The 24,626-nt window shown below is 57.6% G+C and carries 32 protein-coding genes; 12 read left to right on the top strand and 20 right to left on the bottom strand.

Annotated elements, in window-relative coordinates; all coding sequences use genetic code 11:
• Positions 1-134: 134 nt before the first annotated feature.
• From MWU39_RS02385 to MWU39_RS02360, 6 genes are all read left to right on the top strand, one after another.
• Complete coding sequence (locus MWU39_RS02385; RefSeq protein WP_247158374.1) at positions 135-1,259, top strand: DUF547 domain-containing protein; 1,125 nt, start codon at positions 135-137, stop codon at positions 1,257-1,259.
• 108 nt (positions 1,260-1,367) lie between these two features.
• Positions 1,368-2,558: a DUF547 domain-containing protein gene (locus tag MWU39_RS02380; protein WP_247158373.1), complete on the top strand. Its 1,191-nt coding sequence runs from the start codon at positions 1,368-1,370 to the stop codon at positions 2,556-2,558.
• 94 nt (positions 2,559-2,652) lie between these two features.
• Complete coding sequence (locus tag MWU39_RS02375) at positions 2,653-4,086, top strand: DASS family sodium-coupled anion symporter (protein WP_247158372.1); 1,434 nt, start codon at positions 2,653-2,655, stop codon at positions 4,084-4,086.
• Between the two features lie 176 nt (positions 4,087-4,262).
• Positions 4,263-5,579: a cystathionine gamma-synthase family protein gene (locus MWU39_RS02370; RefSeq protein ID WP_247158371.1), complete on the top strand. Its 1,317-nt coding sequence runs from the start codon at positions 4,263-4,265 to the stop codon at positions 5,577-5,579.
• Between the two features lie 8 nt (positions 5,580-5,587).
• Positions 5,588-6,670: a hypothetical protein gene (locus MWU39_RS02365; RefSeq protein ID WP_247158370.1), complete on the top strand. Its 1,083-nt coding sequence runs from the start codon at positions 5,588-5,590 to the stop codon at positions 6,668-6,670.
• A gap of 30 nt (positions 6,671-6,700) precedes the next feature.
• The gene (locus tag MWU39_RS02360) at positions 6,701-7,504 is read left to right on the top strand and encodes an SDR family NAD(P)-dependent oxidoreductase (RefSeq protein WP_247158369.1); all 804 of its coding nucleotides are present in this window, start codon (positions 6,701-6,703) and stop codon (positions 7,502-7,504) included.
• A gap of 20 nt (positions 7,505-7,524) precedes the next feature.
• On the opposite strand, the gene MWU39_RS02355 is transcribed toward MWU39_RS02360, so the two are convergent.
• Genes MWU39_RS02355 through MWU39_RS02345 form a run of 3 tightly spaced genes read right to left on the bottom strand, consistent with a single transcriptional unit; the run spans position 7,525 to position 9,155 of the window.
• Positions 7,525-8,052: a hypothetical protein gene (locus MWU39_RS02355; RefSeq protein WP_247158368.1), complete on the bottom strand. Its 528-nt coding sequence runs from the start codon at positions 8,050-8,052 to the stop codon at positions 7,525-7,527.
• Positions 8,049-8,591 (bottom strand): NAD(P)H-dependent oxidoreductase, encoded by a 543-nt coding sequence (locus MWU39_RS02350; protein WP_247158367.1) that lies wholly within the window; start codon positions 8,589-8,591, stop codon positions 8,049-8,051. Before MWU39_RS02350 ends, MWU39_RS02355 begins: the two co-directional genes overlap by 4 nt.
• Before the next feature lie 30 nt (positions 8,592-8,621).
• A complete protein-coding gene (locus MWU39_RS02345) occupies positions 8,622-9,155 on the bottom strand; it encodes a DnaJ domain-containing protein (RefSeq protein ID WP_247158366.1) in 534 nt (177 codons plus the stop codon).
• Between the two features lie 173 nt (positions 9,156-9,328).
• Between MWU39_RS02345 and MWU39_RS02340 the strand changes: the two genes are divergently transcribed.
• On the top strand, positions 9,329-9,490 hold the full coding sequence (locus MWU39_RS02340; RefSeq protein WP_247158365.1) for a hypothetical protein: 162 nt from the start codon (positions 9,329-9,331) through the stop codon (positions 9,488-9,490).
• A gap of 18 nt (positions 9,491-9,508) precedes the next feature.
• Here MWU39_RS02340 and pal read toward each other — a convergent pair whose 3' ends face one another.
• From pal to hisB, 15 genes are all read right to left on the bottom strand, one after another.
• Complete coding sequence (gene pal, locus MWU39_RS02335) at positions 9,509-10,027, bottom strand: peptidoglycan-associated lipoprotein Pal (RefSeq protein WP_247158364.1); 519 nt, start codon at positions 10,025-10,027, stop codon at positions 9,509-9,511.
• Positions 10,028-10,096: 69 nt separating this feature from the next.
• The gene (gene tolB, locus MWU39_RS02330; RefSeq protein WP_247158363.1) at positions 10,097-11,509 is read right to left on the bottom strand and encodes a Tol-Pal system beta propeller repeat protein TolB; all 1,413 of its coding nucleotides are present in this window, start codon (positions 11,507-11,509) and stop codon (positions 10,097-10,099) included.
• 2 nt (positions 11,510-11,511) lie between these two features.
• Positions 11,512-12,333 (bottom strand): energy transducer TonB, encoded by an 822-nt coding sequence (locus tag MWU39_RS02325; protein WP_247158362.1) that lies wholly within the window; start codon positions 12,331-12,333, stop codon positions 11,512-11,514.
• Positions 12,334-12,353: 20 nt separating this feature from the next.
• A complete protein-coding gene (locus MWU39_RS02320; RefSeq protein ID WP_247158361.1) occupies positions 12,354-12,797 on the bottom strand; it encodes an ExbD/TolR family protein in 444 nt (147 codons plus the stop codon).
• The gene (gene tolQ, locus MWU39_RS02315) at positions 12,797-13,498 is read right to left on the bottom strand and encodes a protein TolQ (protein WP_247158360.1); all 702 of its coding nucleotides are present in this window, start codon (positions 13,496-13,498) and stop codon (positions 12,797-12,799) included. The genes MWU39_RS02320 and tolQ overlap by 1 nt, the downstream gene beginning before the upstream one ends.
• Positions 13,495-13,953 (bottom strand): YbgC/FadM family acyl-CoA thioesterase, encoded by a 459-nt coding sequence (locus MWU39_RS02310; protein ID WP_247158359.1) that lies wholly within the window; start codon positions 13,951-13,953, stop codon positions 13,495-13,497. Before MWU39_RS02310 ends, tolQ begins: the two co-directional genes overlap by 4 nt.
• Before the next feature lie 96 nt (positions 13,954-14,049).
• On the bottom strand, positions 14,050-14,430 hold the full coding sequence (locus MWU39_RS02305; RefSeq protein WP_247158358.1) for a histidine triad nucleotide-binding protein: 381 nt from the start codon (positions 14,428-14,430) through the stop codon (positions 14,050-14,052).
• Between the two features lie 3 nt (positions 14,431-14,433).
• Positions 14,434-14,748, bottom strand: a complete 315-nt coding sequence (locus tag MWU39_RS02300; RefSeq protein ID WP_247158357.1) for a phosphoribosyl-ATP diphosphatase — start codon at positions 14,746-14,748, stop codon at positions 14,434-14,436.
• A 15-nt stretch (positions 14,749-14,763) separates the two neighbouring features.
• Complete coding sequence (hisF, locus tag MWU39_RS02295) at positions 14,764-15,546, bottom strand: imidazole glycerol phosphate synthase subunit HisF (RefSeq protein WP_247158356.1); 783 nt, start codon at positions 15,544-15,546, stop codon at positions 14,764-14,766.
• Positions 15,543-15,842 carry a hypothetical protein gene (locus MWU39_RS02290; protein ID WP_247158355.1) on the bottom strand — a complete coding sequence of 100 codons (300 nt, stop codon included), beginning with the start codon at positions 15,840-15,842 and terminating at the stop codon, positions 15,543-15,545. The genes hisF and MWU39_RS02290 overlap by 4 nt, the downstream gene beginning before the upstream one ends.
• Complete coding sequence (locus MWU39_RS02285) at positions 15,839-16,102, bottom strand: hypothetical protein (protein WP_247158354.1); 264 nt, start codon at positions 16,100-16,102, stop codon at positions 15,839-15,841. Before MWU39_RS02285 ends, MWU39_RS02290 begins: the two co-directional genes overlap by 4 nt.
• Positions 16,103-16,105: 3 nt before the next feature.
• Complete coding sequence (gene hisA / locus MWU39_RS02280) at positions 16,106-16,834, bottom strand: 1-(5-phosphoribosyl)-5-[(5-phosphoribosylamino)methylideneamino]imidazole-4-carboxamide isomerase (RefSeq protein ID WP_247158353.1); 729 nt, start codon at positions 16,832-16,834, stop codon at positions 16,106-16,108.
• Entirely contained in the window at positions 16,831-17,457 is a 627-nt protein-coding gene (gene hisH, locus MWU39_RS02275) for an imidazole glycerol phosphate synthase subunit HisH (protein WP_247158352.1), read from the bottom strand. Before hisH ends, hisA begins: the two co-directional genes overlap by 4 nt.
• Positions 17,450-17,746: a YciI family protein gene (locus MWU39_RS02270; RefSeq protein ID WP_247158351.1), complete on the bottom strand. Its 297-nt coding sequence runs from the start codon at positions 17,744-17,746 to the stop codon at positions 17,450-17,452. Before MWU39_RS02270 ends, hisH begins: the two co-directional genes overlap by 8 nt.
• Positions 17,739-18,353 (bottom strand): imidazoleglycerol-phosphate dehydratase HisB, encoded by a 615-nt coding sequence (hisB, locus tag MWU39_RS02265; RefSeq protein ID WP_247158350.1) that lies wholly within the window; start codon positions 18,351-18,353, stop codon positions 17,739-17,741. The genes MWU39_RS02270 and hisB overlap by 8 nt, the downstream gene beginning before the upstream one ends.
• Before the next feature lie 138 nt (positions 18,354-18,491).
• On the opposite strand from hisB, the gene MWU39_RS02260 reads away from it, so the two are divergent.
• The 5 genes from MWU39_RS02260 (at position 18,492) to uxuA (ending at position 22,631) form a co-directional block, all read left to right on the top strand.
• Complete coding sequence (locus MWU39_RS02260; RefSeq protein ID WP_247160286.1) at positions 18,492-18,992, top strand: ClpXP protease specificity-enhancing factor SspB; 501 nt, start codon at positions 18,492-18,494, stop codon at positions 18,990-18,992.
• Between the two features lie 64 nt (positions 18,993-19,056).
• Positions 19,057-19,425, top strand: a complete 369-nt coding sequence (locus MWU39_RS02255; protein WP_247158349.1) for a hypothetical protein — start codon at positions 19,057-19,059, stop codon at positions 19,423-19,425.
• 56 nt (positions 19,426-19,481) lie between these two features.
• A complete protein-coding gene (gene gmk / locus MWU39_RS02250; RefSeq protein WP_247160285.1) occupies positions 19,482-20,126 on the top strand; it encodes a guanylate kinase in 645 nt (214 codons plus the stop codon).
• Positions 20,127-20,176: 50 nt separating this feature from the next.
• Positions 20,177-21,433, top strand: coding sequence for an Nramp family divalent metal transporter (locus MWU39_RS02245; RefSeq protein ID WP_247158348.1), 1,257 nt, complete (start codon positions 20,177-20,179; stop codon positions 21,431-21,433).
• A gap of 16 nt (positions 21,434-21,449) precedes the next feature.
• Positions 21,450-22,631, top strand: a complete 1,182-nt coding sequence (gene uxuA / locus MWU39_RS02240; RefSeq protein ID WP_247158347.1) for a mannonate dehydratase — start codon at positions 21,450-21,452, stop codon at positions 22,629-22,631.
• A gap of 29 nt (positions 22,632-22,660) precedes the next feature.
• Here uxuA and MWU39_RS02235 read toward each other — a convergent pair whose 3' ends face one another.
• Both MWU39_RS02235 and MWU39_RS02230 read right to left on the bottom strand, forming a co-directional pair.
• Positions 22,661-23,467: a hypothetical protein gene (locus tag MWU39_RS02235; RefSeq protein WP_247158346.1), complete on the bottom strand. Its 807-nt coding sequence runs from the start codon at positions 23,465-23,467 to the stop codon at positions 22,661-22,663.
• 355 nt (positions 23,468-23,822) lie between these two features.
• On the bottom strand, positions 23,823-24,626 hold the full coding sequence (locus MWU39_RS02230; RefSeq protein ID WP_247158345.1) for an SDR family oxidoreductase: 804 nt from the start codon (positions 24,624-24,626) through the stop codon (positions 23,823-23,825).

Raw genomic sequence — 24,626 nt, 5'->3', positions numbered from 1 at the left:
GCCCTGTGAGGCCGGCAATATCAAGACCGTCAGGAGCAATTCTGACGGTCTTTTCATTTGCGCAATTCATCATGGGTTATGGAAGCGCGTTTCATCGTATAAACAGCTGGATAAGGGGGCAGATGGTGGGGCCGATGACAAATATATACAGAACAGCTCTTCACGGCACACTCGCCGGTGTGGCTCTATGCCTCTCCGCCATGCCAGCATTCGCGCAGTCTGACATCGGCGCGGTGCAGGCGGCGGCAGAACCGATCGCGACATTTGTCCCTAATGATGACAGAGTTGAACACCGGATCGACTATTCGATCTGGACGTCTGCGCTTAACAGTTTCGTCATTTCGATGGGCCCACCCCTTCGCAAGAAACCATTTGAAGTGCCAAGCACGCTCGGCACCCGTCAGCGCGCTGGGCACAATTCGATGTATCGTCTTGATGGGGCAATGATGGGCTTTTCGTTCATGCCCCCCAATATCATCGCCAGTTTCACAGAATATCGCGAGGATCTGGAACGTGTAGCAGATGGCCTCGACATCCAATCGATCCCGCGCAACGAACAGCTCGCATTCTGGTTGAACCTTCACAATGTCGCGATGGTTGAACAGGTCGCAAAAGCTTGGCCCGTTCGTCAACCACGTACAATTGAGATCGACGGCGTACCTCTTGATGAGGCAAAATTCATCACGGTTGAAGGCGTTGCCTTGTCACCAAAAGACATCCGCACCCGCATAGTCTATCCCAACTGGTCAAATGCAAAGGTTATTTACGGCTTCTGGCATGGCGAGATTGGCGGCCCGGCAATTCAGCGTCGGGCGTTTGAAGGCAACAAGCTATCAGACCAGCTGGACCGCGCGGCGAAGGAATTCGCCAATTCGCGCCGCGGCGTGGAGAAACGCGGAAAGACCTTGCATGTCTCAAGGCTCTATCTCGAAGCCGCGCCCTATTACTTCCCGAATTTCGAAGCGGATTTGCGAGCGCATCTCTTATCTCACGTCGAAGGCGAGGTGCTGGAACGGGTGAACGCCACAAGCACCGTAGAAGCTTCCTTGCGAGAGCATGATATTGCCGATCTTTCGGGCGGAGCGCGGCTCAATTCGTTCTTCTCCAACGGGAAATTGAACCAGGGCATTATCAACCTGCTCAATCAGCGTGCCCAGAAACTGCAATATATTGAACGCAAAGGCCTGCGGACCGGCACCGTAACGTTCAGCAATATCATTCTGCCGGGAGACGATCCCAATAAGGGTGAAGTCGAATAGCGCCGCCGGGCAAAGGCTTTTGCCCAGTTCCGGCCATGTGTTACACAACAGCAGCCACCCAATGCACACCAAGCGGAGGGCATGATCTGTCATAGTGGGAGAAACGCAATGCAATTTCGTTCGGTAGCCGCTGCCCTCGCCTTTTCATCGCTTGCCGCGCCAATTGCGGCTGAGAACAACTCAGACAGTTTTGAACCGCGCAGCAGCAAAGCATCGCTCGGCGGTGTCGAGCAGTTTACCCCTACATCGATCAGTACCGATCACAGAATTGACTACGCACATTGGGACGAAGCCCTCGGCTGGTTTGTTATCCCGATGGGGCCATCCTTACGTGAAGGCGCGCCGCGGGTTGAACCGTTCACTGGCAGCCGGCGCATTTACGGCCACGATTCCCGTTATCGTCTCGAAGGAAACCGGGTCGCGTTCAGTTTCTTTGACGATAGCGTTCGCGCATCACTCACCGAATATCGGATGGATCTGGAACGCATCGGCACCCAGCTGGACATCGCAAGTTTACCGCGCAACGAGCAGTTGGCGTATTGGATCAACCTCCACAACGTAGCCATGATCGAAGCGCTCGCGGGGGCCTATCCGCTCAGCGAGCCGCGAACGAGACGATTTGGCCCGAACAGTGCCGCACTCGATGATGCCAAGCTTGTTTCGGTCAAAGGTGTTGCTCTGAGCCCGCGCGACATCCGCGAAGGCATTGTCTTTGCGAATTGGCGTGATCCCAAAGTGATCTACGGTTTTTGGCGCGGGGAAATTGGCGGGCCGTCGATCCAGCGGCTGGCCTATAACAGCCAAAATGTCGATGCACTGCTTGCCCTGTCAGCCGAGGAGTTTGTGAATTCCCTGCGCGGCGTTGAAAAATTCGGCGGCGCGCTGCGCGTTTCGAAAATCTATCAAGAAGCCGCGCCGTTCTACTTTGGCGATTTCGATCAATTGCGTAGTCATCTTGGCCAGTTCGCCGGTGACGATGTGCGCGGATTGATCGAAAGCACTGATAAAACGCACTATAATGCGTATGAAACCGATCTCGCCGATCTGACGCGCGGGGAGAAAGCGCCCGGGTTCTTCAATTTCGGTACGGCCACCGATCCAGCAGGTGGAGACCGCGTGTTTCGTTCTTACACGCCGCGCAGTGCGCTGAACGCCAATTCACCGATCAGCATGTCGATCCAGCGCCTTATTACAGAACGCCAGAACAAACTGACAAAAGCGAATAAGCGCGGGATCCGCACCGGCATGGTGATCTATGGCGATGGCGAAATTGGCGGCGAAGAAAAAGAGGTCGAATAGGGTGAAATTGTGCGGGCGTTTCTGCGCCCGCACTGGACACCGCGCTGGACTGCCGCGAATATAGCGCCTGCACAAAGAGGGGCGCACAATAGACATGACTGCTCAGCGGATCGGCCTGTTTCTCGGCCCTCTTATCTTTGCAATGACGGTGTTGACCGCTCCACCAGCTGGGATGCCCGCAGGCGCTTGGCTGGTTGCCGGGCTGGTCGTTTGGATGGCGACATGGTGGATGACAGAGGCCATCCCTCTCACCGGAACGGCATTGCTCCCGTTTGTAATCCTGCCTTTCAGCGGTGTTTCCAGCGCGAGAGATGTCGCCAGCACATATTACTCGCCCATCCTGTTCCTATTGCTCGGGGGCGCGTTTCTGGCGCTCGCGATTGAGCGAACTGGCCTGCACAAACGGTTGAGCCTCGCGATCCTGCGCGTCGTCGGCAGCGGCGGCGGTCAAACCCAATTGCTGCTCGCCTTTATGATCTCTGCCGCGCTGCTTTCGATGTTGATCTCTAACACATCGACCGCGCTAATCATGATGCCGATGGCCCTAGCTGTCCTTGCAGGCGGCGAAGGATTATCGGCCACCGCCTCGCCAGCAGAGGTCTTGAACAAGGAGGGTCTATCTGGCGCGTTACCGATGGGCATCGCCTTCGCAGCCTCGATTGGCGGGCTGGGAACGATTGTCGGCTCCCCCACCAACGCCATCGCTGTCGGCTTGCTCGACACAATGATCGGGATGGAGATCACTTTTGCGCAATGGACGCTTTATGGCCTTCCGATTGTTATCATCGGAGTCCCGCTCGCCGCCTTTATCATCGCCAAATTTCAACGCGTCGCCGACCACCCTTTTGATGTCGCCGCGGCGCGTAAAGCCATTGATACGCATTCCGCTTGGAGCAGCGCAGAAAAGCGACTGATCCCGATTGTTGCGCTCACCTTCTTCGCGTGGATGACGGTGCAATGGGTGCGCCCATTCTTGCCGGACGGATCGTGGACCAACGGCACCATTGCCATCATCGCCAGCCTCGCATTGTTCCTGTTGCCCGATGGCACGGGCCGTCCGCTGCTCAATTGGAAAGAAGCCAATCGCGCGCCGTGGGGCGTCATAATGATGTTCGGAGGCGGATTGGCGCTTGCCGCCGGAATGCAGGCTTCAGGCCTCGCCACATGGCTGGGCGAGGCTTTGCTGCCGCTGGAAAGCCTACCTTTGTTCGTCGTCGCACTGTGCGTTGTTGCGATGATCATCGTGATCACCGAATTTGCCAGCAATGTCGCAACCGCCACTGGTATCATTCCGGTGGTTGCTGCGCTGATCGTGGCGCTGGGGGCTGATCCTGTGTTGCTGGCCATCCCAGCCGCCCTCGCCGCCAGTTGGGGCTTTATGCTGCCCGCAGGCACCGGCCCGAACGCAATTGCATGGAGCACCGAACGCATCAGAATAGAGCGAATGGTTGGCGCAGGGTTTGTGCTTGATATCGTCGGCGTGTTCCTGATCGTCGGCGTGGTTTGGGCAATCGCAGCGTTCGTCTGATCAGATTGCGGAAAGTCGCACCAGAACCGGTTGCAAACGAAACTAGTCGGCGGTAACTCTCTGGCCATTGCACGGCTCGGGGGAGAAGCGCTTCTGCGGAGGTTAGAAGCGGGTGCCCACGGGCCAACCAATTGGCTCCTGCCTTCCTGGGAGCGTTCAACAGGAAGGATCTCGGTATGACCGACTCCATAGACCCGATCGCCACCCCAACCCCGCGCCGCAAGCCGAAGCCTGAAAAGACCAGCATTGGCGGCCGCGAATTGAAGCCATCAACGCTGATGATGGGGCACGGATATGACCCGGCTTTGTCCGAAGGATCGCTGAAAGCCCCTATCTTCCTCACCTCCACCTTCGCATTTGAGAATGCTGCGGCAGGTAAGCGCCATTTCGAAGGCATTACGGGCAAGCGTCCAGGCGGCGCGGAAGGTCTCGTCTATTCGCGTTTCAACGGGCCAAACCAAGAAATCCTCGAAGACCGTCTGGCGGTTTGGGACGGCGCGGAAGACGCGCTGACATTCTCATCCGGCATGACCGCAATCTGCATCCTGATGATGGCCTATGTCAGCCAGGGCGATGTGATCGTCCATTCCGGCCCGCTCTATGCAGCCTCCGAAGGGTTCGTCGCGAAATTCCTGTCCAAATTCGGCGTGACCTATGTCGATTTCCCCGCTGGCGCGACGCGTGAGGAGCTCGACGATGTGCTGAAACGCGCCAAGAAGCAGGCGAACGAGAATGGCGGCAAAGTCGCCATGATCTATCTCGAAAGCCCGGCCAACCCAACCAACGCTTTAGTGGATATCGAAGCGGTAAAAGAGGCGCGCGACGCAAACCTGAAATGGGATTGCCCGATTGCGATCGACAACACGTTCCTCGGCCCGCTCTGGCAGCGCCCACTGGATCATGGCGCGGACATCGTCGCCTACTCGCTAACCAAATATGTCGGCGGCCACTCCGATCTTGTCGCTGGCTCGATTGCGGGCGCGAAGAAGTGGATGGATCCGGTTCGCGCTCTGCGCAACACAATGGGCGGGATCGTAGATCCAAACACCGCGTGGATGCTGCTGCGCTCATTGGAAACTGTCGAGCTGCGCATGCAGCGCGCAGGTGAGAACGCGACTAAAGTTTGCGCATTCCTGAAAAGCCATCCGAAAGTTGAGGGGCTCGGCTACCTCGGCCTGATCGAAGATGCGCGTCAGCAGGACATCTATGATCGCCACTGCAAAGGCGCAGGCAGCACATTCAGCGTGTTTATCAAGGGCGGTGAGGCAGAAAGCTTCCGCTTCCTGGACAATCTTACCATCGCCAAGCTCGCGGTTAGCCTTGGCGGGACAGAAACACTCGCCAGCCACCCCGCTGCGATGACCCACCTATCCGTTCCGCAAGAGCGCAAGGATGCCCTTGGCATCACCGACAATCTAGTGCGGATCAGCGTGGGTATCGAAGATGCCGACGACCTGATCGCGGACTTTGCGCAGGCTCTGGAGCATGTATAACTGCATGCATGAAATGGCTTAAATCACTTCGGGGCACAGCGCTGTTTGTCAGCCTGTGCCTCGCAGCGCCCGCAGCCGCGCAATTCGAGCAGACATATCCGGACGAACCGCCGAAAGAGGGGCAGACGCTGCTCGAATGGTCGCGTCCACCCATTCTCGATTACACGATACCGCCGGAACAGCGTGACGACGTGTCGAGCTGCGGTGCGCGGCATGACTTGGACCTCGATGAAACTGCGGTCACATGCTGGCCCGTTCTTCGCGCAGCACAGCTCTTTACCTTGGCCAGCTTCGCACAAGGCGAGCCGACCGGCGATATGGCTGCGAACCAGCGGCAGGGCGTAGAATACGCCGATCAGGGTCTGGCATTCATCGGTACACCGCGTTGGCCACTGCAGGAGCATCTCCGCTCGAAGCTGCTTGAAGTGAAGCTCTCGGCATTGGTCAAACTCGAAGACTGGGACGCTGCCCTCCCCGTGGCTCGCGATCTGGTTGAAAATGTCAGCGGCGATCTGATGAAGTACGACGATTTCCGCCGCGGCTTCGCCCACCGGAGATATGGCGAGGTGTTGCTGAAACTTGGGCGCGTGAAAGAAGCGCGAGCTGATTTCATGACAGCGTGGTCGCTCCTCAATGGGCCAGCAGGTGACAAGGTTGGCCTGCCTCTCAGCAAATACAGCCGCAATCTGATCATTGATGCCATTCGCAAAGGCGATCTGAACTACGCGGAAAGCGCGACAGAGAGATATTTGTATTTCGTACGCGAAGAGCCATTTGGATTTCGGTTTGGCTACCGGGATCATCTGGAGTTTAGAATGTACCTGCTCGCAAAGGACGGGCGGAAAGCGGCACTGCTGGAAACGCTGAAAGAGCGGATAGGACTTGAGCGCGACTACTCCAGCCTATGTTCGATTTTTGATCCTTTGTTCCCGGGTGTCCTCGCCCCGTATCGCAAGGACGAAGATGTGCTGAAACTGCTCCGAGATGCAGACTGTCAGGAGCGGGTCATTTCGAAAATGGATGATGTCGCCAAAAACGGCCTGCGGGAGTATAAAGGACCGCTGCTCCTTCCCTATCATGGGGCGGATTGACGCCTCCGGCACGACTGCAAAGGACAATTGATGACCACACGCAGACCAGTTTTCCTCGTCATCGGCGCAGGTGCGGGAATTGGCGGACATGCCGCCGCGCGCTTTGCGGCGGGTGGTTATCACGCAGTTCTGGCGCGGCGCTCTGATGAGGACGGGCTCGCCAAGCTGGTGAACCAAATCGAGGAAGCTGGCGGCGGCGCGACCGGCTCTTTGCTCAACGTATCGGAAGACGGCACGATAGAGGAGCTGATTGAGCGCACAGAGCGCGACATCGGCCCGATCGACTGCGCGCTATATAATCTGGGTGCACAGATCGGAAACCGGACGCTGGCCGATACACCGCACCGCACATTCGAGCTGGGCTGGCGGCTTGGCACATTCGGCCTGTTCCGCCTTGCCCATGCCATGCTGCCCGCGATGGTGGAGCGCGGCAAAGGCAGCCTGTTGGTCACCTCCGCCACGGCTGCGGTGCGCGGCAATTCGGGCCAGCACAGCCACGCTGCCGCGATGGCTGGCCGCCGGATGCTTTGCCAGACGCTCAACGCGGAATTTGCGCCGCAGGGCATCCATGTCGCGCATATTGTCGTCGATGGATCGGTCGATGCGCCGGACACGCTGGGCAAATTGCTGGGTGACAAGTTTGAGGCGTACAAAGCCGCGAAGGGCGAAGATGGAGTGATCGACCCGGCTGCACTCGCCGAAACATACTGGCACCTGGCGCAACAACCCAAGAATTGCTGGACCCACGAAATAGACGCGCGGCCATTCACAGATGTGGCGTGGTGGAATGACAATCCGATAGCCGCAATCAATCGCGGCAAGCCGGGCACCTGAATCAAGGTCGACTCAATCGGTCAGTCCGCTTCGACTTTGACACACGGAGCCTCTCCATCAGGCTCCCCTTTCTGAACAAAGTATTCGCGAACCAGAGGACATGGAATGTCCGGGCCGGGCAGCATGACGGTCTTGTATGTGCCATCGGCACCGCGCTTGTAGATTTCCGATGCGACCGGCGAAAAATCGGAGTCAGGGCGCTCGACAAGGATCATTGCGTAATCGCCGGATTCGCTGATTGACCGGATATTCCGATCATCCAATGCCGCCTGCCAACGCTTTTTCGTCTCTTCGAGACCATAGGTTTGCAGTTCGCGGTTTATCTGCCGCAGATAGTATTCGGGATCATCGGTCAAATCGGCGCCTGCGGAAAATTCGCCTGCTGCCATCAATCGCCTTAGCTCGCGCGCGGCCTGTTCCGCCTCGTGATCCGCATGGATATCGGCTGACTGGGTTGGAACGTCGTTTGGCTGCGCGGCTTCAGAACCTGAGCAACCGATTGAGGCTGCGCTGATTGTGCCGGCCAAGGCGAGGCAAATAGTCTTCATTCTTCACCAACCGTATTAGCCAGCATTGCAATCAATCCGCGCAGCTGAGTGTTCAGTGTGTCTTCGATCAGCTTGCCTGCGCCCGTATCGAAATTCTCACCAAAGCTCGGCACAGACAGATACCCTACAAGATTGCCGCCAAAGCGCGGCATGTGGCCTGTCGCAAACTCCAACACGCCTTTGCCTCCACGCCCACCGGGAGATGTTGCGAGCAGCACCATCGGTTTATCCTGCCACACATTGCGGCCCACGCGGCTGCACCAGTCGAACAGGTTTTTGAACGCGGCGGTGTAGATACCGTTATGCTCGGCAAAGGAAATGATCAGCGCATCTGCCGAACCGACCTTTGCGAGAAAGTCGTGCGCCTGCTGAGGGATACCGCTCTCTTCCTCGCGGTCGTGGCGATAGATCGGCATATCATAATCGTGAATGTCGAGCATTTCGATCTCCGCGCCCTCAGCAAGGCTGGCGGCGTAGGCAACAAGCTGCTGATTGATCGACACCGATGAATTGCTGGCCGCAAAGGCGAGGATACGCATTTTACTCTCCAGATTGTGGGGTAGCCGAAATCAGCCTTTCCAGCTGCGGCGCTCTTCGGCGGCGCGGAGCACTTCGTAGCTGACTTGGATGGCCTGGAATTGCTTGGCCGCCTCTTCATCACCCGGCTTCACGTCGGGATGCACTTCCTTGGCTTTGGCGCGGTACGCTTTCTTGATCGCGGGGTAATCGGCATCAGCTTCAAGCTCCAGCACCTCAAGCGCCATCATCTCGTCCGCGCTGCGGCTGCCATCGCCCGATCCGGTCCACCCGTAATGCGAAGCCTCGGCATAGCCAGCGCTTTCCTGCCGTTCGGATTTGGCGCGCTGCTCCTTTTCCTCTTTGTCGAGACCTTCGAAATAGTCCCAGCCCTTGTTGTATTCCGCGGCATGCTTTTGGCAGAAATACCATTTGTCTGGGTTGTTTGGCGATTTGGGCGCGGGGCATAGGCCCGGCTCGCCGCAGCCATGCCGATCGCACTCACGCTGAGCCACGGTTTCGCGCGAGGATTCATACGAACGCCAGCGGGGAAAACCCCAATCGTCGGACCGGCGCGCCTTAGGCATGGGAAGCTGTGTTGTTAGTCGATGACATATTGCGATTCACCTAGGCGAGGTGGCGAGGAAAGCCAATGCAATCAATACAGGGAACCAGTTGCGAAGTGAAATGTTGCATTGCAATACAACGTTTACAAATCTGCGGTATCGGGTCTTTCGATCCCGCATAATGTGAGACCCTGATGAGCCAACAACTCGCCCTATCCAGCCTTTTTTCGGTGCTTGCACTGGCAGTGCTCAGCCTCGCATCGGTGAACGGTATGGTTGGCGCAGGCGGATCAGACGCGGCTCCGATCCAGCCGTTTGTAATTCAGGCCGAGCTCGCGCCCGGCCTGAACAGCTAATCACGCGGATTTTACCGATTAATTGATGATGATGCTCGCGGCGCGACGGTTCTGCGCCCAAGCCGCTGCGTTCGATGCCAGCGCAACCGGGCGTTCCTTACCAAAGCTGACCGTGCGGATACGGTTTGCGCCGACACCCAGACTGACGAGATAGTTTTTCGCCGCATTTGCGCGGCGCTCACCCAAAGCAAGGTTGTATTCGCGTGTACCGCGTTCATCGGCGTGTCCTTCGACGGTGAAGGTCAGCTGCGGATATTGCGCGAAATACTGCGCCTGCGCCTGAAGCGCGGCAGCATCGGAGCTATCGATGTTGAAGCGGTCCGTATCGAAATAGATCACGGTTGAGCTGCCCACAGCCCCTGCAAAGTGTTCCTGCGAGCCAACAATCGGGCCGGACTGGTTCGGCGTGTTGTCAATCGGCGCCGGGGTTGGCGAAGTGATTGGAGCGGGCGGAAGCTCTTCCGGCGGCTTTTTCGAGCAGGCGGCAAGCGCGGTGGCTGACGCGACCAGCAGCATTGTGGCTTTCATCGAATTCATAATCTTATCCTTTCGAAAACTGCCTTCGGTGTTCGGGCCAAAAGCCCGGTTGGTTTCAATTCAAACGGATCAATCTCTGATCGGCCCCCAAGCGGGGTCAGATGCATCGACGGGAGTGGGCAGACGGCGCTCATTGTCACCTGTAAGATCAACCTGCCACAGGGCAGAACGCCCCGAATTGCGGGTCGTGCGGAAGAACTGGATGATCCGGCCATTGGGCGCCCATGTCGGCGCTTCGTCCTGCCAGCCGCGCGTCAGCACACGCATGCCGCGACCGCTGGGCGACATCACCGCGACGTTGAAATCACCAGCGATGCGGGTGAACGCGATCTGGTCTCCGCGTGGGCTCCATTCCGGCGTCGCACAGCGACCACCGGAAAAGCTGATGCGTTTCTGGTTCGAACCGTCAGCATCCATCACATAGCATTGCTGTGTGCCTGAACGATCGCTTTCAAACACGATTCTAGAGCCATCTGGGGAATACGATCCACCAATATCGATGCCCGGCGTATTGGTGAGCCGCACCGAGCGCCCGCCAGTGACAGGCACGCGGTAAATATCAGTGTTGCCGGCAACCGCCATCGAATACAGAACATGGCGGCCATCGGGCGACCAGCGCGGCGCGAGCGTCGGGTTGCTGTTTTCGGTCACCAGTGTCTGTTTACCGCTGCCGATATCATAGACATAGATGCGCGGATTGCCGTCTACATAAGACAGATACATGATCTTCGAATAGTCGGGTGAATAGCGCGGAGTGAGCGCAGTGGCGCTGCCCAAAGTCAGGAAGCGGTGGTTCGCGCCGTCGCTGTCCATCACGGCGAGGCGTTTGACGCGCTTATCCTTGGGCCCGGTTTCGGCAATATATGCGATCCGGCTGTCGAAGAACGGGCTTTCCCCGGTCAGGCGCGAATAGACAAGGTCGGAGCATTTATGCGCCGCGCGCCGCCAATCGGCCGGACGCACTTCGTATCCTTCACGGATCAGTTCATCCTGAAGCGCGACGTCGTAGAGATAACAGCCGACAACGAGTGTGCCGTTGTCTTGCGCGACAACATAACCATGCACCAGCATTTCCGCGCCCCGCCCGCTCCATGTGCCGAAAGCAGGCGATTTGATCTGCGGAAAGCTCGGTTGAGGCAAGCTGTCTGGGCCGACCGGCTTGAACAGACCATTGTTGCGAAGGTTGGCTGCGATAACGCGGGAAATCTCGCGGCCCAGCGCTTCGGTGCCATCGACATTGGCGGCGGTGGTGCGGTTGCGGTTTGTCGCAAAGGCAGGGATCGCAATGCCGATATCGGACCAGTCGCTTTCATCGGTAACGGTGCCGCGCAGCGGACCATCATCTTCGATCTCTTCGCCATCCAGTGCGACATCAGCGACATCGCCGCCTTCTGCCAAAGGCTCCCCTAGATCCTGATTTTGCGCAAGCGCCGGAGCCGCCATCAGGCCCGCCAATGCTGCAAGAAAAACAGTCAATTTCATTATCAAAGCCTTCTGTCGAATTGCCATTCGAGATCGTCCCAACGACTATAGAACTGCTCGGGTAAGTTAAAAGGCGCAGCGCGCCGAACCGCGCGGATTGCGCGGTCACAGTGGAGGCCCGCTTGCGGTCTGTTAGAGGGTGTTATGCTGCTGGGGACGGTTTTGCACGTCGGCGTGCCTCGAATAGAGCCGTCTTTGTTCAAATTCCATCGCACGATAGAGACAAGTTTCTCCACCTCAATGCCGTTTGGCGCATCCCATCTGCGCTTAAGCTGTCGTGAGATCGCTGAAGCAAGATCGGCGCGCTCCTTCCGACCGAACGTTGCAGCTGGCGCGCGCGTCTCTGTTGTCGTCGTCGAACTGCCCTGCCCTGGAAGGAAATCATCGCCAATCCGGCTACCACCGCCACGTTCGGCGGCGCGCGCCGGCGTTGGCGAAGGTTTTGGTGGTGTGCGATCAGGCCGCGAACGGTCGCGCGGCGGGGTTGTTGACGGTGTCGTTGTATTCCGACGTGTCACGTTGACGGGGGGCGGTGGGGGCGTTTCCGGCACGACCTCGGCCGGTGTCTCGGTGCTGTCAGGCGCAAGCTCTTCGCCCAGCACCGGCGCAATCGCGGCGCTGCTTTCCAGCACCGGCTCGGGCGCGGTCGCCTCCAGACTGACTTCTGTTGCGAGGCTAACATTCATGCTTCGCGGGATTTCCATAACCTCTTCGCGCACGGGCTGAAGCACAAGCACCGCTGCGACCGCGACATGCAGCGCAATCGCAATCGGCAGCGCGATGCTATCCTCTTTGCGGAACATACCGCTATCGGGGGTGGTCACCTCTCCCATACTGCCCAAGGCTATGGCGGCGAGACTGAACCGCTGGTGACCAGCGATATATTGGTAAAGCCTGCGCGGTTTAATTCGCCCAGAACAGCCATGGTGCGCCCGTATTCGACCGCGCGATCTCCGCGGAACACGATGATCGGCAACTCGCCATTAGCCTGACGATCAATCGCCGCGAGTGCAGCGGGGAAACCGCCTGTAGGAACGGCTTCGCTGTCAATGTAGATCACCCCGTCACTGTCGACGGAGATGGTGATTTGCTCGGGTGTCTGCTCCACAGCGTTGGCGCGGCTATCGGGCAGTTCAATCGGGACACCCACCGCCAGAAGCGGCGCAGTGACCATAAAGATGATCAGCAACACCAACATCACGTCCACAAACGGCGTGACGTTGATCTCCGACATAGGCGCGCGGCGAGAGCGGCGACCGGAGCGAGAAGAGGCGAGCCCCATCCCCATTATTTCTTATCCAGCTCGCGGCTTAAGCCCGCATGCACCTTATCAGCGAAGCGTTGCAGCTTTGCCTCATAACGGTTCACGCGGTTGGAGAACCGGTTGTAAGCGATAACCGCAGGAATGGCGGCGAACAGACCTATGGCCGTCGCAAACAGCGCCTCGGAAATACCAGGTGCAACCACGGCGAGAGAGGAGCTTTCCTGCGCGCCGATCTGGAAAAAGCTGTTCATGATGCCCCAGACGGTGCCGAACAGGCCGACAAATGGCGCAACCGATCCGGTGGTGGCGAGAAAGTTCAGCCGGCCGGCGAGCTCGTCTGCTTCGTGCGCGACCTGCCCCTCCATCGCGGCATTGATGCGGTCACGCGCAGCGCCTGTGTCAATCGTAGAGCCTGATGTCGAACGCTTCCATTCATCGAGACCAGCGGAGGCCACGCGGGCCGAGGCGACTTCGCGGCGTTGCTGTTTTGTCAGCAAAGCTTCGCGATCGCGCGTTTCCCAGAAATCGGCTTCGTATTGGCGGGAACGCCCTTCCATCCGGTTCATCCGCAGCGTGAATGAAACGATGATCGTCCAGACCCAAAGGCTGGCCAATAACAAGCCCGCCATTACGGCCTGAACCACGATATCCGCGTCCAAAAACAGTTCGAGCGGATCGAGCCGCGTCGTCGGAGCAGCGGCGAGTATTTGAAGCGTAAGTGTCATGAGGCCTCTTGGTCCATGAAAGATTGGAATGCGTCGCGCCACGGCGCGGGCTGGCGTTTGGGACGCCCTGAAAGCGAGATATAGCCAACGCGCAAGGTCGCTTCACAAAGCTTCTCATCCCCGCGCCGTGCAATCTGGTGCATCCGGCAGCTCGCCGCGCCCAGCTCTGTGCAAATGGTTTCGATCACGACATCATCATCGAGCTTGGCCGGGCGGAGATATTTGAGGTGGATTTCAGAAACAGCATAGGCCCCACCTTCTGCGCCTGCTTCGATTTCGGCGCGCTGGTCAATCTCCAGCATCCGCAAAAGATCGGAGCGCGCGCGCTCGAACCAACGCAGGTAATTCGCGTGATAGGTAATGCCGGAAAGATCGGTGTCTTCGTAATAGACGCGCACCGCATAAAGATGCCGCGGGCCATCGAACACGCCGCCGGGAGGAGTTGGGTTAACCATTACAGCACCATCTAGCGCAGCGGAGAATCGCTGCAAAGCGGCGTTTGTGTTTGGGGGCATGAACGAAGGTGAAACGAGTCTCGCGCACGACGAAACTCATTTTCTCCAGATCATCGGTCCTAAAGGCTGTCCACCGAAGATGTGCACGTGCAGGTGGGGGACTTCCTGTCCGCCGTGCGCGCCGATATTGGCCATCATCCGGTAACCCGGTTCAACGAGGCCCTTCATCCGGGCCACTTCGCCCACTGCGCGGACAAAGCCGCCGATCTCTTCGTTGGATGCTTTGGCCGAGAAATCGTCCCAGCTGACATAGCGCCCTTTCGGGATCACCAGCGTGTGCACTTCAGCCTGCGGATTGATATCTTCAAACGCGAAGGCCCATTCGTCTTCGTAGACTTTGTTGGAGGGGATTTCCCCGCGCAGGATCTTCGCAAAGATGTTGTCATCGTCATAGGGCAGCGTCGGATCAATCGGCATGGTTTACTCCGTACGTGATGCTTTTTCGTCGAGGCCGGAAAGCCCCTCGCGCCGGTCCAGTTCGCCCAGCACATGGTCAAACGACACGCCTTTTGCGTTCAGCAAAACCATCAGATGGAACAGCAGATCGGCGCTTTCGCCGACGAGTTCTTCATTGCTGCCAGAAACGGCCGCGATCACGGTTTCGGTGGCTTCCTCGCCGACCTTTTGCGCGATCTTCGCCACGCCTTTCGCGTTGAGTTTCGCGACATAGCTGCTGTCGGGCGAGGCTTCGCGCCGCGCGGCGATGGTTTTTTCGAGGCGTTCCAAAGTGCTCATGGCTTAGCTTTTCCCTCAAACACCGCGCGCGGGCAAGCCTGCGGCTCGCAAGGCTTCGTGCGCTTCGGTGATGGTGTGCTCGCCAAAGTGGAAAATCGACGCCGCCAGAACCGCGCTCGCATGGCCTTTGGTCACTCCATCGACAAGATGATCCAGCGTCCCGACGCCTCCACTCGCGATCACGGGAACGCTTACGGCGTCGGCAATCGTGCGGGTCAGTTCGAGATCATATCCGGCCTTTGTCCCGTCGCCGTCCATGCTGGTGACGAGCAATTCGCCCGCGCCCAGATCAGCGACTTTTTTCCCGTACTCAACCGCGTTGATCCCGGTCGATTTGCGCCCGCCATGGGTGAATATCTCCCAATAGGGCAGCGCTTCGCCAATGGGCAGGATCACGCGGCGCGCATCGACGCTGGCAACAACGCATTGGCTGCCGAACTGGGCCGCAATTTCGCTCACCAGTTCAGGCCGCGCGACTGCTGCGGAATTGATCGCAACCTTGTCAGCCCCTGCGAGCAAGAGCGCACGCGCATCCTCAACACTGCGCACACCGCCGCCGACGGTCAGCGGCATAAAACACACCTCTGCGGTGCGCTTCACAATATCGAGCAATGTCCCGCGCCCTTCGTGGCTTGCGGAAATGTCGAGGAAGCACAGCTCATCCGCACCCGCCGCATCATAGGCGCGTGCCTGCTCAACAGGATCGCCCGCGTCTTTCAGATCGACAAAGTTCACACCTTTCACCACGCGCCCTTCAGCGACGTCGAGGCAGGGGATCACTCGAATACGGACTGTCATTGTTCCATCGGCTCCAGGATGATTGTGCGGCTCTCGCCTTCGGCAAGGCATTCGTCACCCGAACAGCCATCACTCGCAAAGATCATGGCGTAGGGCCACAGAAAGCTAACGAAGAATGCGCCCGCCATGCCGTAGACCAATCCTTCCTGACCAAAGCGCGGCGCAAGAAATTTGGCCACGCCGAGTGCAAGCACCAGAAACACAACCATATTGATCAGCGCGATCTCCAGCGTCGCTACCGTGATGCCTGCAAGGAATGTCAGACCGAGAAAGAGCGAACCGATCAGGCGGGTCATTGATCAACCACTCCCAATGCCACGGTTTGCACTCCCGCTTCTTGAATGCTTTTTGCCTCGCTCTCGGCCACCTGCCCCGCCAGCCAGAACAGCGCGAAAGCCATATTGAAATAAACTACCAGCGCCATCCAGTACTTTTCGGGATCGCTCTCTATGGTCAGCTGCAATCTGCCAATCGCTGTCTTCCCGCGCAGCCAATCGATCACCGTTACAACGATAATACCGAAAAATCCGAGTAAGGCGATATCCTCGATGGACATCGGTTAGGCGCGCGCGCCCATCGCAATCGCCGCCGCCAGATCCAGCTTGCCTTCATACAGCGCGCGGCCTGTGATGACGCCTTCGATGCCTTCTTTGGCATTGAGCGAAAGGACGTGAATGTCATCAATGCCTTTGACCCCGCCGCTGGCGATCACAGGAATATCAACCTGCCGCGCCAGCTCGACGGTCGCATCGATATTCACGCCTTTCAGTAAGCCATCGCGGCCAATATCGGTGAAGAGCAGGCTGGCAACACCTGCATCCTCGAACCGGCGGGCGAGATCGACCACAGGCACATCGGACACTTCAGCCCAGCCCTCGGTCGCGACCATGCCGTCTTTGGCATCGACTGCGACGACAATGCCGCCCTCCCATTCCTTCGCCATATCTTTCACGAATTCGGGGTCTTTGAGCGCGGCAGAACCCATCACAACGCGCGACACGCCGAGTTTGAACCAGCCTTCGACGCCTGCGCGATCGCGGATACCGCCGCCCAGTTGAACGTGGCCGGGAAACTCCTTGATGATCGCTTCGACAGCTTCCCGGTTCTGTGTCGCTCCGGCAAAGCTACCGTCCAGATCGACCACGTGGAGATGCTGAGAACCGGCCTCAGCAAAAATCATCGCCTGCGCTGCCGGGTTGTCACCATAGACAGTCGCGCGGTCCATATCGCCTTCGGACAGGCGCACGACTTGGCCAGCTTTCAGGTCGATGGCCGGAAACACAATCATATATTCCACTCCAGAAAGCGGGTTAGGGTCGCAAGGCCATAGGCCTGGCTTTTTTCAGGGTGGAATTGCACGCCCAGAACATTGCCGCGCGCAACCGCCGCGACGAGGCCTTCGCCGTGGTCCGTCATCGCGGCCACATCCTGCGGATTGTCGGCGGCAAAGTGATAGGAGTGGAGGAAATACGCTTCGCCCTCCTCCACCACTGGGTGCTCTTTCGCATGCGGCATCAACGCGACATCGTTCCAGCCCATATGCGGGACCTTGATCGCGGGATCGCTCGGCTCGATCAGGCGCACTTCGCCCGAAATCCAATCGAGACCAGCGGTGGTGCCATGCTCCAACCCGCGCGTGGCGAGCAATTGCATGCCGACACAAATGCCGAGGAACGGCGCACCGCCTACATGCACACGCTCGGTCATCGCCTCGGTCATGCCATCAATCGCGGCCAGCCCTTCAGCGCAGGCTTTGAACGATCCCACGCCGGGCAGCACAATCCTGTCGGCTGCGCGCACGACTTGTGGATCAGCGGTGACAGAGACATTCGCCCCCACCGCTTTCAATGCATTGTGAACCGAATGAAGATTGCCCGCGCCGTAATCGATCAGGGCGATGACTTCAGCCATTGAATGCCTCTAATCCCGGGCCGACAAAGCGAGGTGTCCATTCGATCATCTGGCTGTTTGCGACGCCTTCCGTGATGAAAGGATCGCTTGCCGCCAATCGCTCGGCCTCTTCGCGGCTTTCGGCGCGGATAAAGATGAGGCCGCCATCGCGAGGTTCTTTCGGACCCCACGCCATAAAGTGGCCAGAGGCGTGTCCTGCCTTGAGCCACTCCAAATGCGCGGCCAGCAAAGCGTCGATTTTGTCGATCGGCACCGTGTAGGTCAGCGATGCGATAAAGATGCTAGCCACCAAGCTGCCCCTTTGTGCTTGGAATAGCGCCGCCTTTACGCGGATCGCGTTCGACGGCGGTGCGCATCGCGCGGGCGAACCCTTTGTACAGACTCTCGCAAATGTGGTGATTGTTGACGCCGTAAAGCAGCTCGCAATGCAGCGTCAGTCCAGCGCTTTGCGAAACCGAATGGAACCAGTGCTCGATCAGCTCTGTATCCCATTCACCCAACCGTTCCTGCGTGAACTTCGCCTTCCAGATAAAGAACGGGCGGCCCGAAATATCCAGCGCAACGCGGCTGAGCGTTTCGTCCATCGGCGAATAGGCGTGACCATAGCGGCCAATGCCGGCCTTATCGCCGAGCGCATCGGAAATCGCCTGACCCAGCGCAATCGCTGAATCCTCGGTCGTGTGGTGCTGATCCACGTGCAGATCGCCCTCAACCTTCATCGTCACATCGATCAGCGAGTGTTTGGAAAACTGCTCAACCATATGATCGAGAAAACCGATGCCAGTGGACACGTCATAGGCACCGGTCCCGTCAAGGTTCACGTGGATCGCGATCGACGTTTCGGCGGTCTTGCGCTCAACTGAGCCTGTGCGGGGAGAAAGAGGGGTATCAGACATGGACTGCGCTATAAGCGGGTGAGAGCACGTTGCAAGATGCACAGACGCTTCGTTTTGCGTGCTGGCCCACTGATTTTACGCATCAATCATGCTTAAGGCTTGACCAGCGCGGCGCGTCTCGCCACGACTCTGGGCACTATGAGTGATGAGACACCCGACAGCCTGATCCCGTATGACGAGATCGTTCAGGAAGCACTTCGTGCCGTGGTCGGCCGTGTGCTTGGCGAAATTGTTGAGGGCGGCAGCGAGCTGCCCGGCAATCATCATTTCTACATCACATTCAAAACCGAAGCGCCCGGCGTTTCGATCCCGCCGCATCTGAAAGAACGGTTCCCGGACGAAATGACGATCGTGCTCCAGAACAAATTCTGGGATCTTGAGGTCCGCGAAGACGGATTTGGTGTGGGGCTTTCCTTCAATCAGATCCCGGCCAAGCTCTCGATCCCGTTTGCTGCGATCACAGCTTTTGTTGATCCGGCGGTCGATTTCGGGCTGCAGTTTCAGGCGTCGGGCGACGACGCTTCACCCGAAGCGCATGATGTTGCGGGGAATGATGGCCCGGAAAGCGGCGATGTGCCTGAACAAACGGCCGATGACGGTTCGAATGTCGTAACTGTCGATTTCGGCAAGAAAAAGTAAGGCCGCCGTGCTTTGATAGCGAGATGCTGGATCGAATTGCCGCCCAAAGGATTGATTGGGTACCATGAGCAAAACTGACACCACCGGCGATCAAGGCGATGCAAAAAAGACGTCCGGTCTTTTACCGCTGAGCCCGAATCCGGCGACCAATTTGCTGATCACCGATATCGTCGTGCGCGGCGCTTCGTCGCTTTTTCGCAAGAATGTCGAAAAGCGTGTGGCTGAAAAGACGTCCGAAACTCAGCAGGAAGCCCGCGATGTGCTCGACGGGCGCGGGATCATTACGACGCTCGGCCTGTATGGTGCGAGTAAGCTGGCGACCCGCTCTCCCGTTGGCCTGGGCATTGTCGCAGGCGGTCTGGTGCTGAAAACGCTGTATGATCGCGGCAAATCGCGCCGGAAACGACTGCGTAAGGCCCGCAAAGCGGACTAAACCAACGCATGCGTCTCGCCCTTGATTTTTGGGGGCAGTTCGCGGCATTGGGGCGCATGGGCGACTTCCAATCCACTGACAAACTTGCACGCCGCGGCCTGCTGTTCATCCTATCCTCGCCATCGGGCGCGGGCAAAACCACGCTTTCGCGCATGCTGCTCGACGCTGATCCTGAGATTAAGCTGTCGGTATCCGCCACGACCCGCCCTCCCCGCCCCGGCGAAGTAGACGGCGTGCATTACCACTTCGTCTCCGATGCCGATTTTGATCGGATGGTGGAGGAAGACGATTTCTACGAATGGGCGCATGTCTTCAATCACCGATACGGCACGCCCAAAGGCGCGATCCGCGAGGCACTCAAAGAAGGGCAGGATTTCCTGTTCGATATCGATTGGCAGGGAACGCAGCAGCTTAAACAGAAGGATGATCAGGACGTCGTCACCGTCTTCGTCCTCCCGCCAAGCCTCAATGAATTGCGCCGCAGGCTCGAAAGCCGGGCGCAGGACAGCAACGATGTGATTGACGACCGCATGGAACGCGCCCGTGCAGAGATCAGCCACTGGGCTGAATACGACTACGTCGTGGTCAACGACAATGTCGATGAGTGTTTTGACCGGGTCCGCGAAGTGCTCGACGCGGAACGCATGCGACGGACACGGCAAACGGGCCTTATCCCGTTTGTGCGCGAATTGATGGGATAAAACGGCCGCGCCCAAGACGGTGCCGGTGCATAGAAAAATTGGGGGGAGGCATGGGAAGTCAGGCACCATCGAAGTGGAAGACGACGCTCGCGCTGTTCCTGCCCGGTATCTTCCTGCTCGGGTTCAATATCGGGACTGGCAGCGTCACGACCATGGCGACCGCCGGTGCGAATTACGGCATGACTTTGCTGTGGACCGTGCTGGTTTCCTGCGCCGCGACCTATTTGATGATCGCAACCTATGGTCGCTACACCTTGGTAACTGGGGAAACTGCGCTCGAAGCATTCCGCAAACACATCCATCCAGCGGTCGGCATGTTCTTTATTCTCGCGCTGGGCATTGGAGTGTGCGCCAGTGTGATGGGCGTGATGGGCATCGTCGCTGAAATCAGCTTTGAATGGTCGAAGACGTTTATCGAAGGCGGCATTGATCCGCTATTCTGGGCGGCGTTCTTTTGCCTTGTCGCTTACTTCATTTTCTGGAGCGGTCGCACCCAGGTATTCGAGCGCACTCTTGCCGTGATCGTGGCGATTATGGCCGCTTGTTTCGTGCTCAATTTCTTCATTTTGATGCCTCCAGTGGCAGATATGGCTGCCGGTCTTGTGCCTTCCGTGCCGGATGTTCCGGCGAGCGAAACCGGTCCGTTGCTCCTGATCGCCTCGATGGTTGGCACGACGATCTTCTCGGGCCTGTTCATCATTCGCACAACTTTGGTGAAAGAAGCGGGCTGGACGATCGCGCACGACAAGCAGCAGCGCCGCGATGCCGCCTTTGCCGCTATCATGATGTTCGTGATCAGCGCATCGATCATGGCTGCGGCAGCGGGCAGTCTGTATGTTCAGGGCGTAGGCCTCGATAATGCATCACAAATGATCGGCCTTTTGGAGCCGCTGGCTGGTCCCCTTGCCGTTTCGATCTTTGCCATCGGCATCATCGCGGCGGGCGTTTCCTCGCAGTTCCCGAACCTGTTGATGATCCCGTGGTTGCTGTGCGATTTTCGCGGCACCCCGCGCGATATGACGCTGTGGAAATACCGCCTGTTTGTCGGCGCGATCTCGCTGCTGGGTCTGGTTGTGCCGCTGTTTGATGCGCGTCCGGTGTTCGTCCTGATCCTGTCTCAGGCTTTCAACGTCGTATTGTTGCCGGTGACCGTCGGCTGCATCATCTATCTCGGCAATCGAGCCGATCTGATGGGTGAATATCGCAATTCGGCGCTCACCAATATCGGATTGACCGGATTGTTCCTGTTCTCATTACTGACAGGCTATATGGGCTTCCAAGGCCTGATGGGCATGCTGTCGGCTTAAGGAAAGGTACAAGGCAATGCGCGAATCCTGGCGTTGGTTTGGCCCTGACGATCCGGTCTCTCTGGAGGAAATCCGCCAGACGGGCGCGACCGATATTGTCAGCGCCCTGCATCACATTCCGATTGGAGAGGTTTGGCCGCGCGATCAGATTGCGGCGCACCGCGCATTGATCGAAAGCGGCAACGTTGCGGGGTCAGAGCTGCACTGGACGGTGGTGGAAAGCATCCCTGTCCATGACGATATCAAGCTCGCTTCGGACGGCCACAAAACCTATGTCGATGCGTGGATCGAAAGCATGGAAAACCTCGCGGCAGAGGGCGTCAAAACCATCTGCTACAATTTCATGCCGGTGATCGACTGGACGCGCACCGACCTCAAATACCAGCTGCCCAATGGCGCCTTTGCCTTGCGGTTTGATCAGGACCGCTTTGCCGCATTCGACCTTTTCATTCTGCAGCGCACTGGTGCGAAGCACGACTACAGCGACGAAGAAATTGCTCGCGCGAAATCAGCCTTTGATGACATGTCGGCAGAGGACATCGCGGCTCTTACAAAAACCATCATCGCCGGGCTTCCGGGCAAGATGACAGAGGCCTATTCGCTCGATGATTTTCGCCGCGCTTTGGCCCGCTATGCGGACATTGATCACGGCCGCCTGCGCGCCAATCTGATCGGCTTTCTGGAGCGGGTTTTGCCCGCTGCGGAAAAGCTTGATGTGATGCTAGCCATCCATCCGGATGATCCGCCTTGGGACATGTTCGGCCTGCCCCGTGTGATCTGCACACCGGATGATCTCGACAAGCTGTTCACCGCCGCTCCCAGCCCATCCAACGGCATGACGCTGTGCGTGGGAACCTATGGCAGCCGTCCGGATAATGACTTGCCGCAAATGGCCCGCGATTACCGCGACCGGATCCATTTCGCCCATCTGCGCGGCGTGACCCGCGATGCCAGCGAGCAGCGTTCTTTTGTCGAAGCCAGCCATCTTGATAGCGATATCGATATGGTCCGCGTGATCCGGAACCTGCTCGAAAACGAAGGCGCAACGAGCCGCGAGATTTTCATCCGGCCCGATCACGGCCATCTGATGATGGGCGATGTCAGACGCACCTCCAATCCGGGCTATTCGGCAATCGGCCGCATGAAAGGCCTCGCAGAAATTCGCGGTGTTATCCGCGCAGTTTCTGAGGTTGGGTAGAAGAGTTTGTGCGACAGTTTATGGGATAGCTAATTGCCGCCTCTCGGAACGTCAGGTCCATTTGATCTTGTGTCAGGACGTGCAATGCTATTTTTGGAAACAGATGACTTTGCATCTACATCTTCCCATGCAGCGATCCAAGTCAGACACTCGGCTAGGTTTCGTGAAGAATGCTGACTGGCCACCCCGCCATTAGTGCAATTGATTGAAGTGTAAATTTGAGTTGGTTCACGGCCAAATAGCCTGATGGATTTCAAAATATCTCCAAATTCCACAACCGAATGCCTTAAGTTATCAAACCGCCTCTTACCTCTCGCAAACCTTGGCGACGTATTGAAAAAATACCCGTCAACATTCTCTCTATTGAGTGTGACATGAGAGGCGATCGCTCCTCCAAGTGAATGACCCGTTACCGATATCTTCGTTTTTCGATGCTCTTCACGCACGTTATCAAACACAACAAGACCAGCCTTCTGTTGTTTCAAGAGAGCGTTGCCTGATAAGTCGCCTAAGATCGCATCAGTGCCACGGTAAGCAATGATGATCTCGACCAGGTTACCATCTTCGACCCGGTTGAATATCTTATACTGGAAATTGCCCGTGGACGGTTCCTGTTCTTTAACAAAAGAGAGTGTGCGCCCCAACTGAAAGCTATCGCCTCCCGCATAGCTATTCGTTGCCAATTGGGCGTATTCGTAAGTGCTTCGAGCGGTCTCCCTAATTTGATCTGCAAATCCAGAAGGGTGATCTCGACCTGAGAGAGGGATTTTTTCCCAACTCACGCAAGCAGTCAAATTGAAATAAATTGCGATAATTAATAAATTCCGCACCCTCATCTCTCGCCCTCCGAATATTGCCGCAAAAACACTATTTATAGTCCAATCACCAATATTTCTATTACTTTTATTTTTCTCAATTCTCTATTTTCCTACACCTAACCAAATCGCTATCCATAATCCCGCTCTTTCCCATTGTCGGCTCACCGCAAAATCGCGCGTCTAGGCGTTCAAAGTAGGACACTTGTCACCTGTGTCCTACTTAAGGTTTTTCGCTTAAAATCAACGCTCTGACCCTGTAGGCACCGCATGACATGTTGGAGAATGTGTCACCCGTGTCCTACACACCTGCAACACAAAAAAGCCCGCCGGATCGCTCCAGCGGGCCTTTGAATCTCGGTCAAGAAACAGCCGTTTAGCCAGCCGGATCATTGAACATGCTTGGCAGCGCTGCGTTCACTACGCCGCCATCGACGGTCACGGTGTCGCCGACCACATAATCGCCCGCGCGGCTGCACAGATAGATTGCGGCTGCGGCCATATCTTCTTTTGTACCGACCCGTTTGGACGGGATCATCGCCGCCGATGCATCCGGCGCGTTCTTCGCGGCTTTGTTCATCTCGCTCGGGAAGGCGCCCGGCGCGATGGATGTGACAATGATATTGTCCTGGATCAGACGTGCAGCCATACGGCGGGTCAGCTGGATCACGGCAGCTTTCGATGCCTGATATGGATAGGTTTCCCACGGGTTGATCCGTTGCCCATCAATCGAGGACACATGGATCACCTTCGCCGGATGATCGCCCTTCCCGCCTGCAACCAGCAGGTCGTGCAGTTTCTGCGTCAGGAAAAACGGCGTCTTGACGTTCAGGTCCATCGTCCGGTGCCAGCCAGCTTCGCTGAATTCGAGGTAAGGCTGGCCCCATGCCGCGCCCGCATTGTTGATCAGAATGTCGAGCTTGTCTTCGCGCTTCGCCATTTCGTCGGCGAGCGCCTGCATGCCGTCCATCTGGCTAAGGTCAGCCGGAATTCCGATGACTTTATCTTCGCCAAATTCGGCGATGGTTTCCTGCATCTGCTCGACTTTGCGAGCCGAGATATAGACCCGCGCGCATCCTGCGGCGAGCAGGCCTTCGACAAACATCTTGCCGATCCCGCGGCTTCCGCCAGTGACGAGTGCGACACGGCCATGAAGGCCGAAAAGTGAATTGATATCCAT

The sequence above is a fragment of the Erythrobacter sp. F6033 genome, assembly GCF_023016005.1.
GTDB lineage: Bacteria > Pseudomonadota > Alphaproteobacteria > Sphingomonadales > Sphingomonadaceae > Erythrobacter.
Note: the sequence above shows the minus strand (reverse complement) of the source record. Positions and strands in the feature narration are given on the sequence as shown.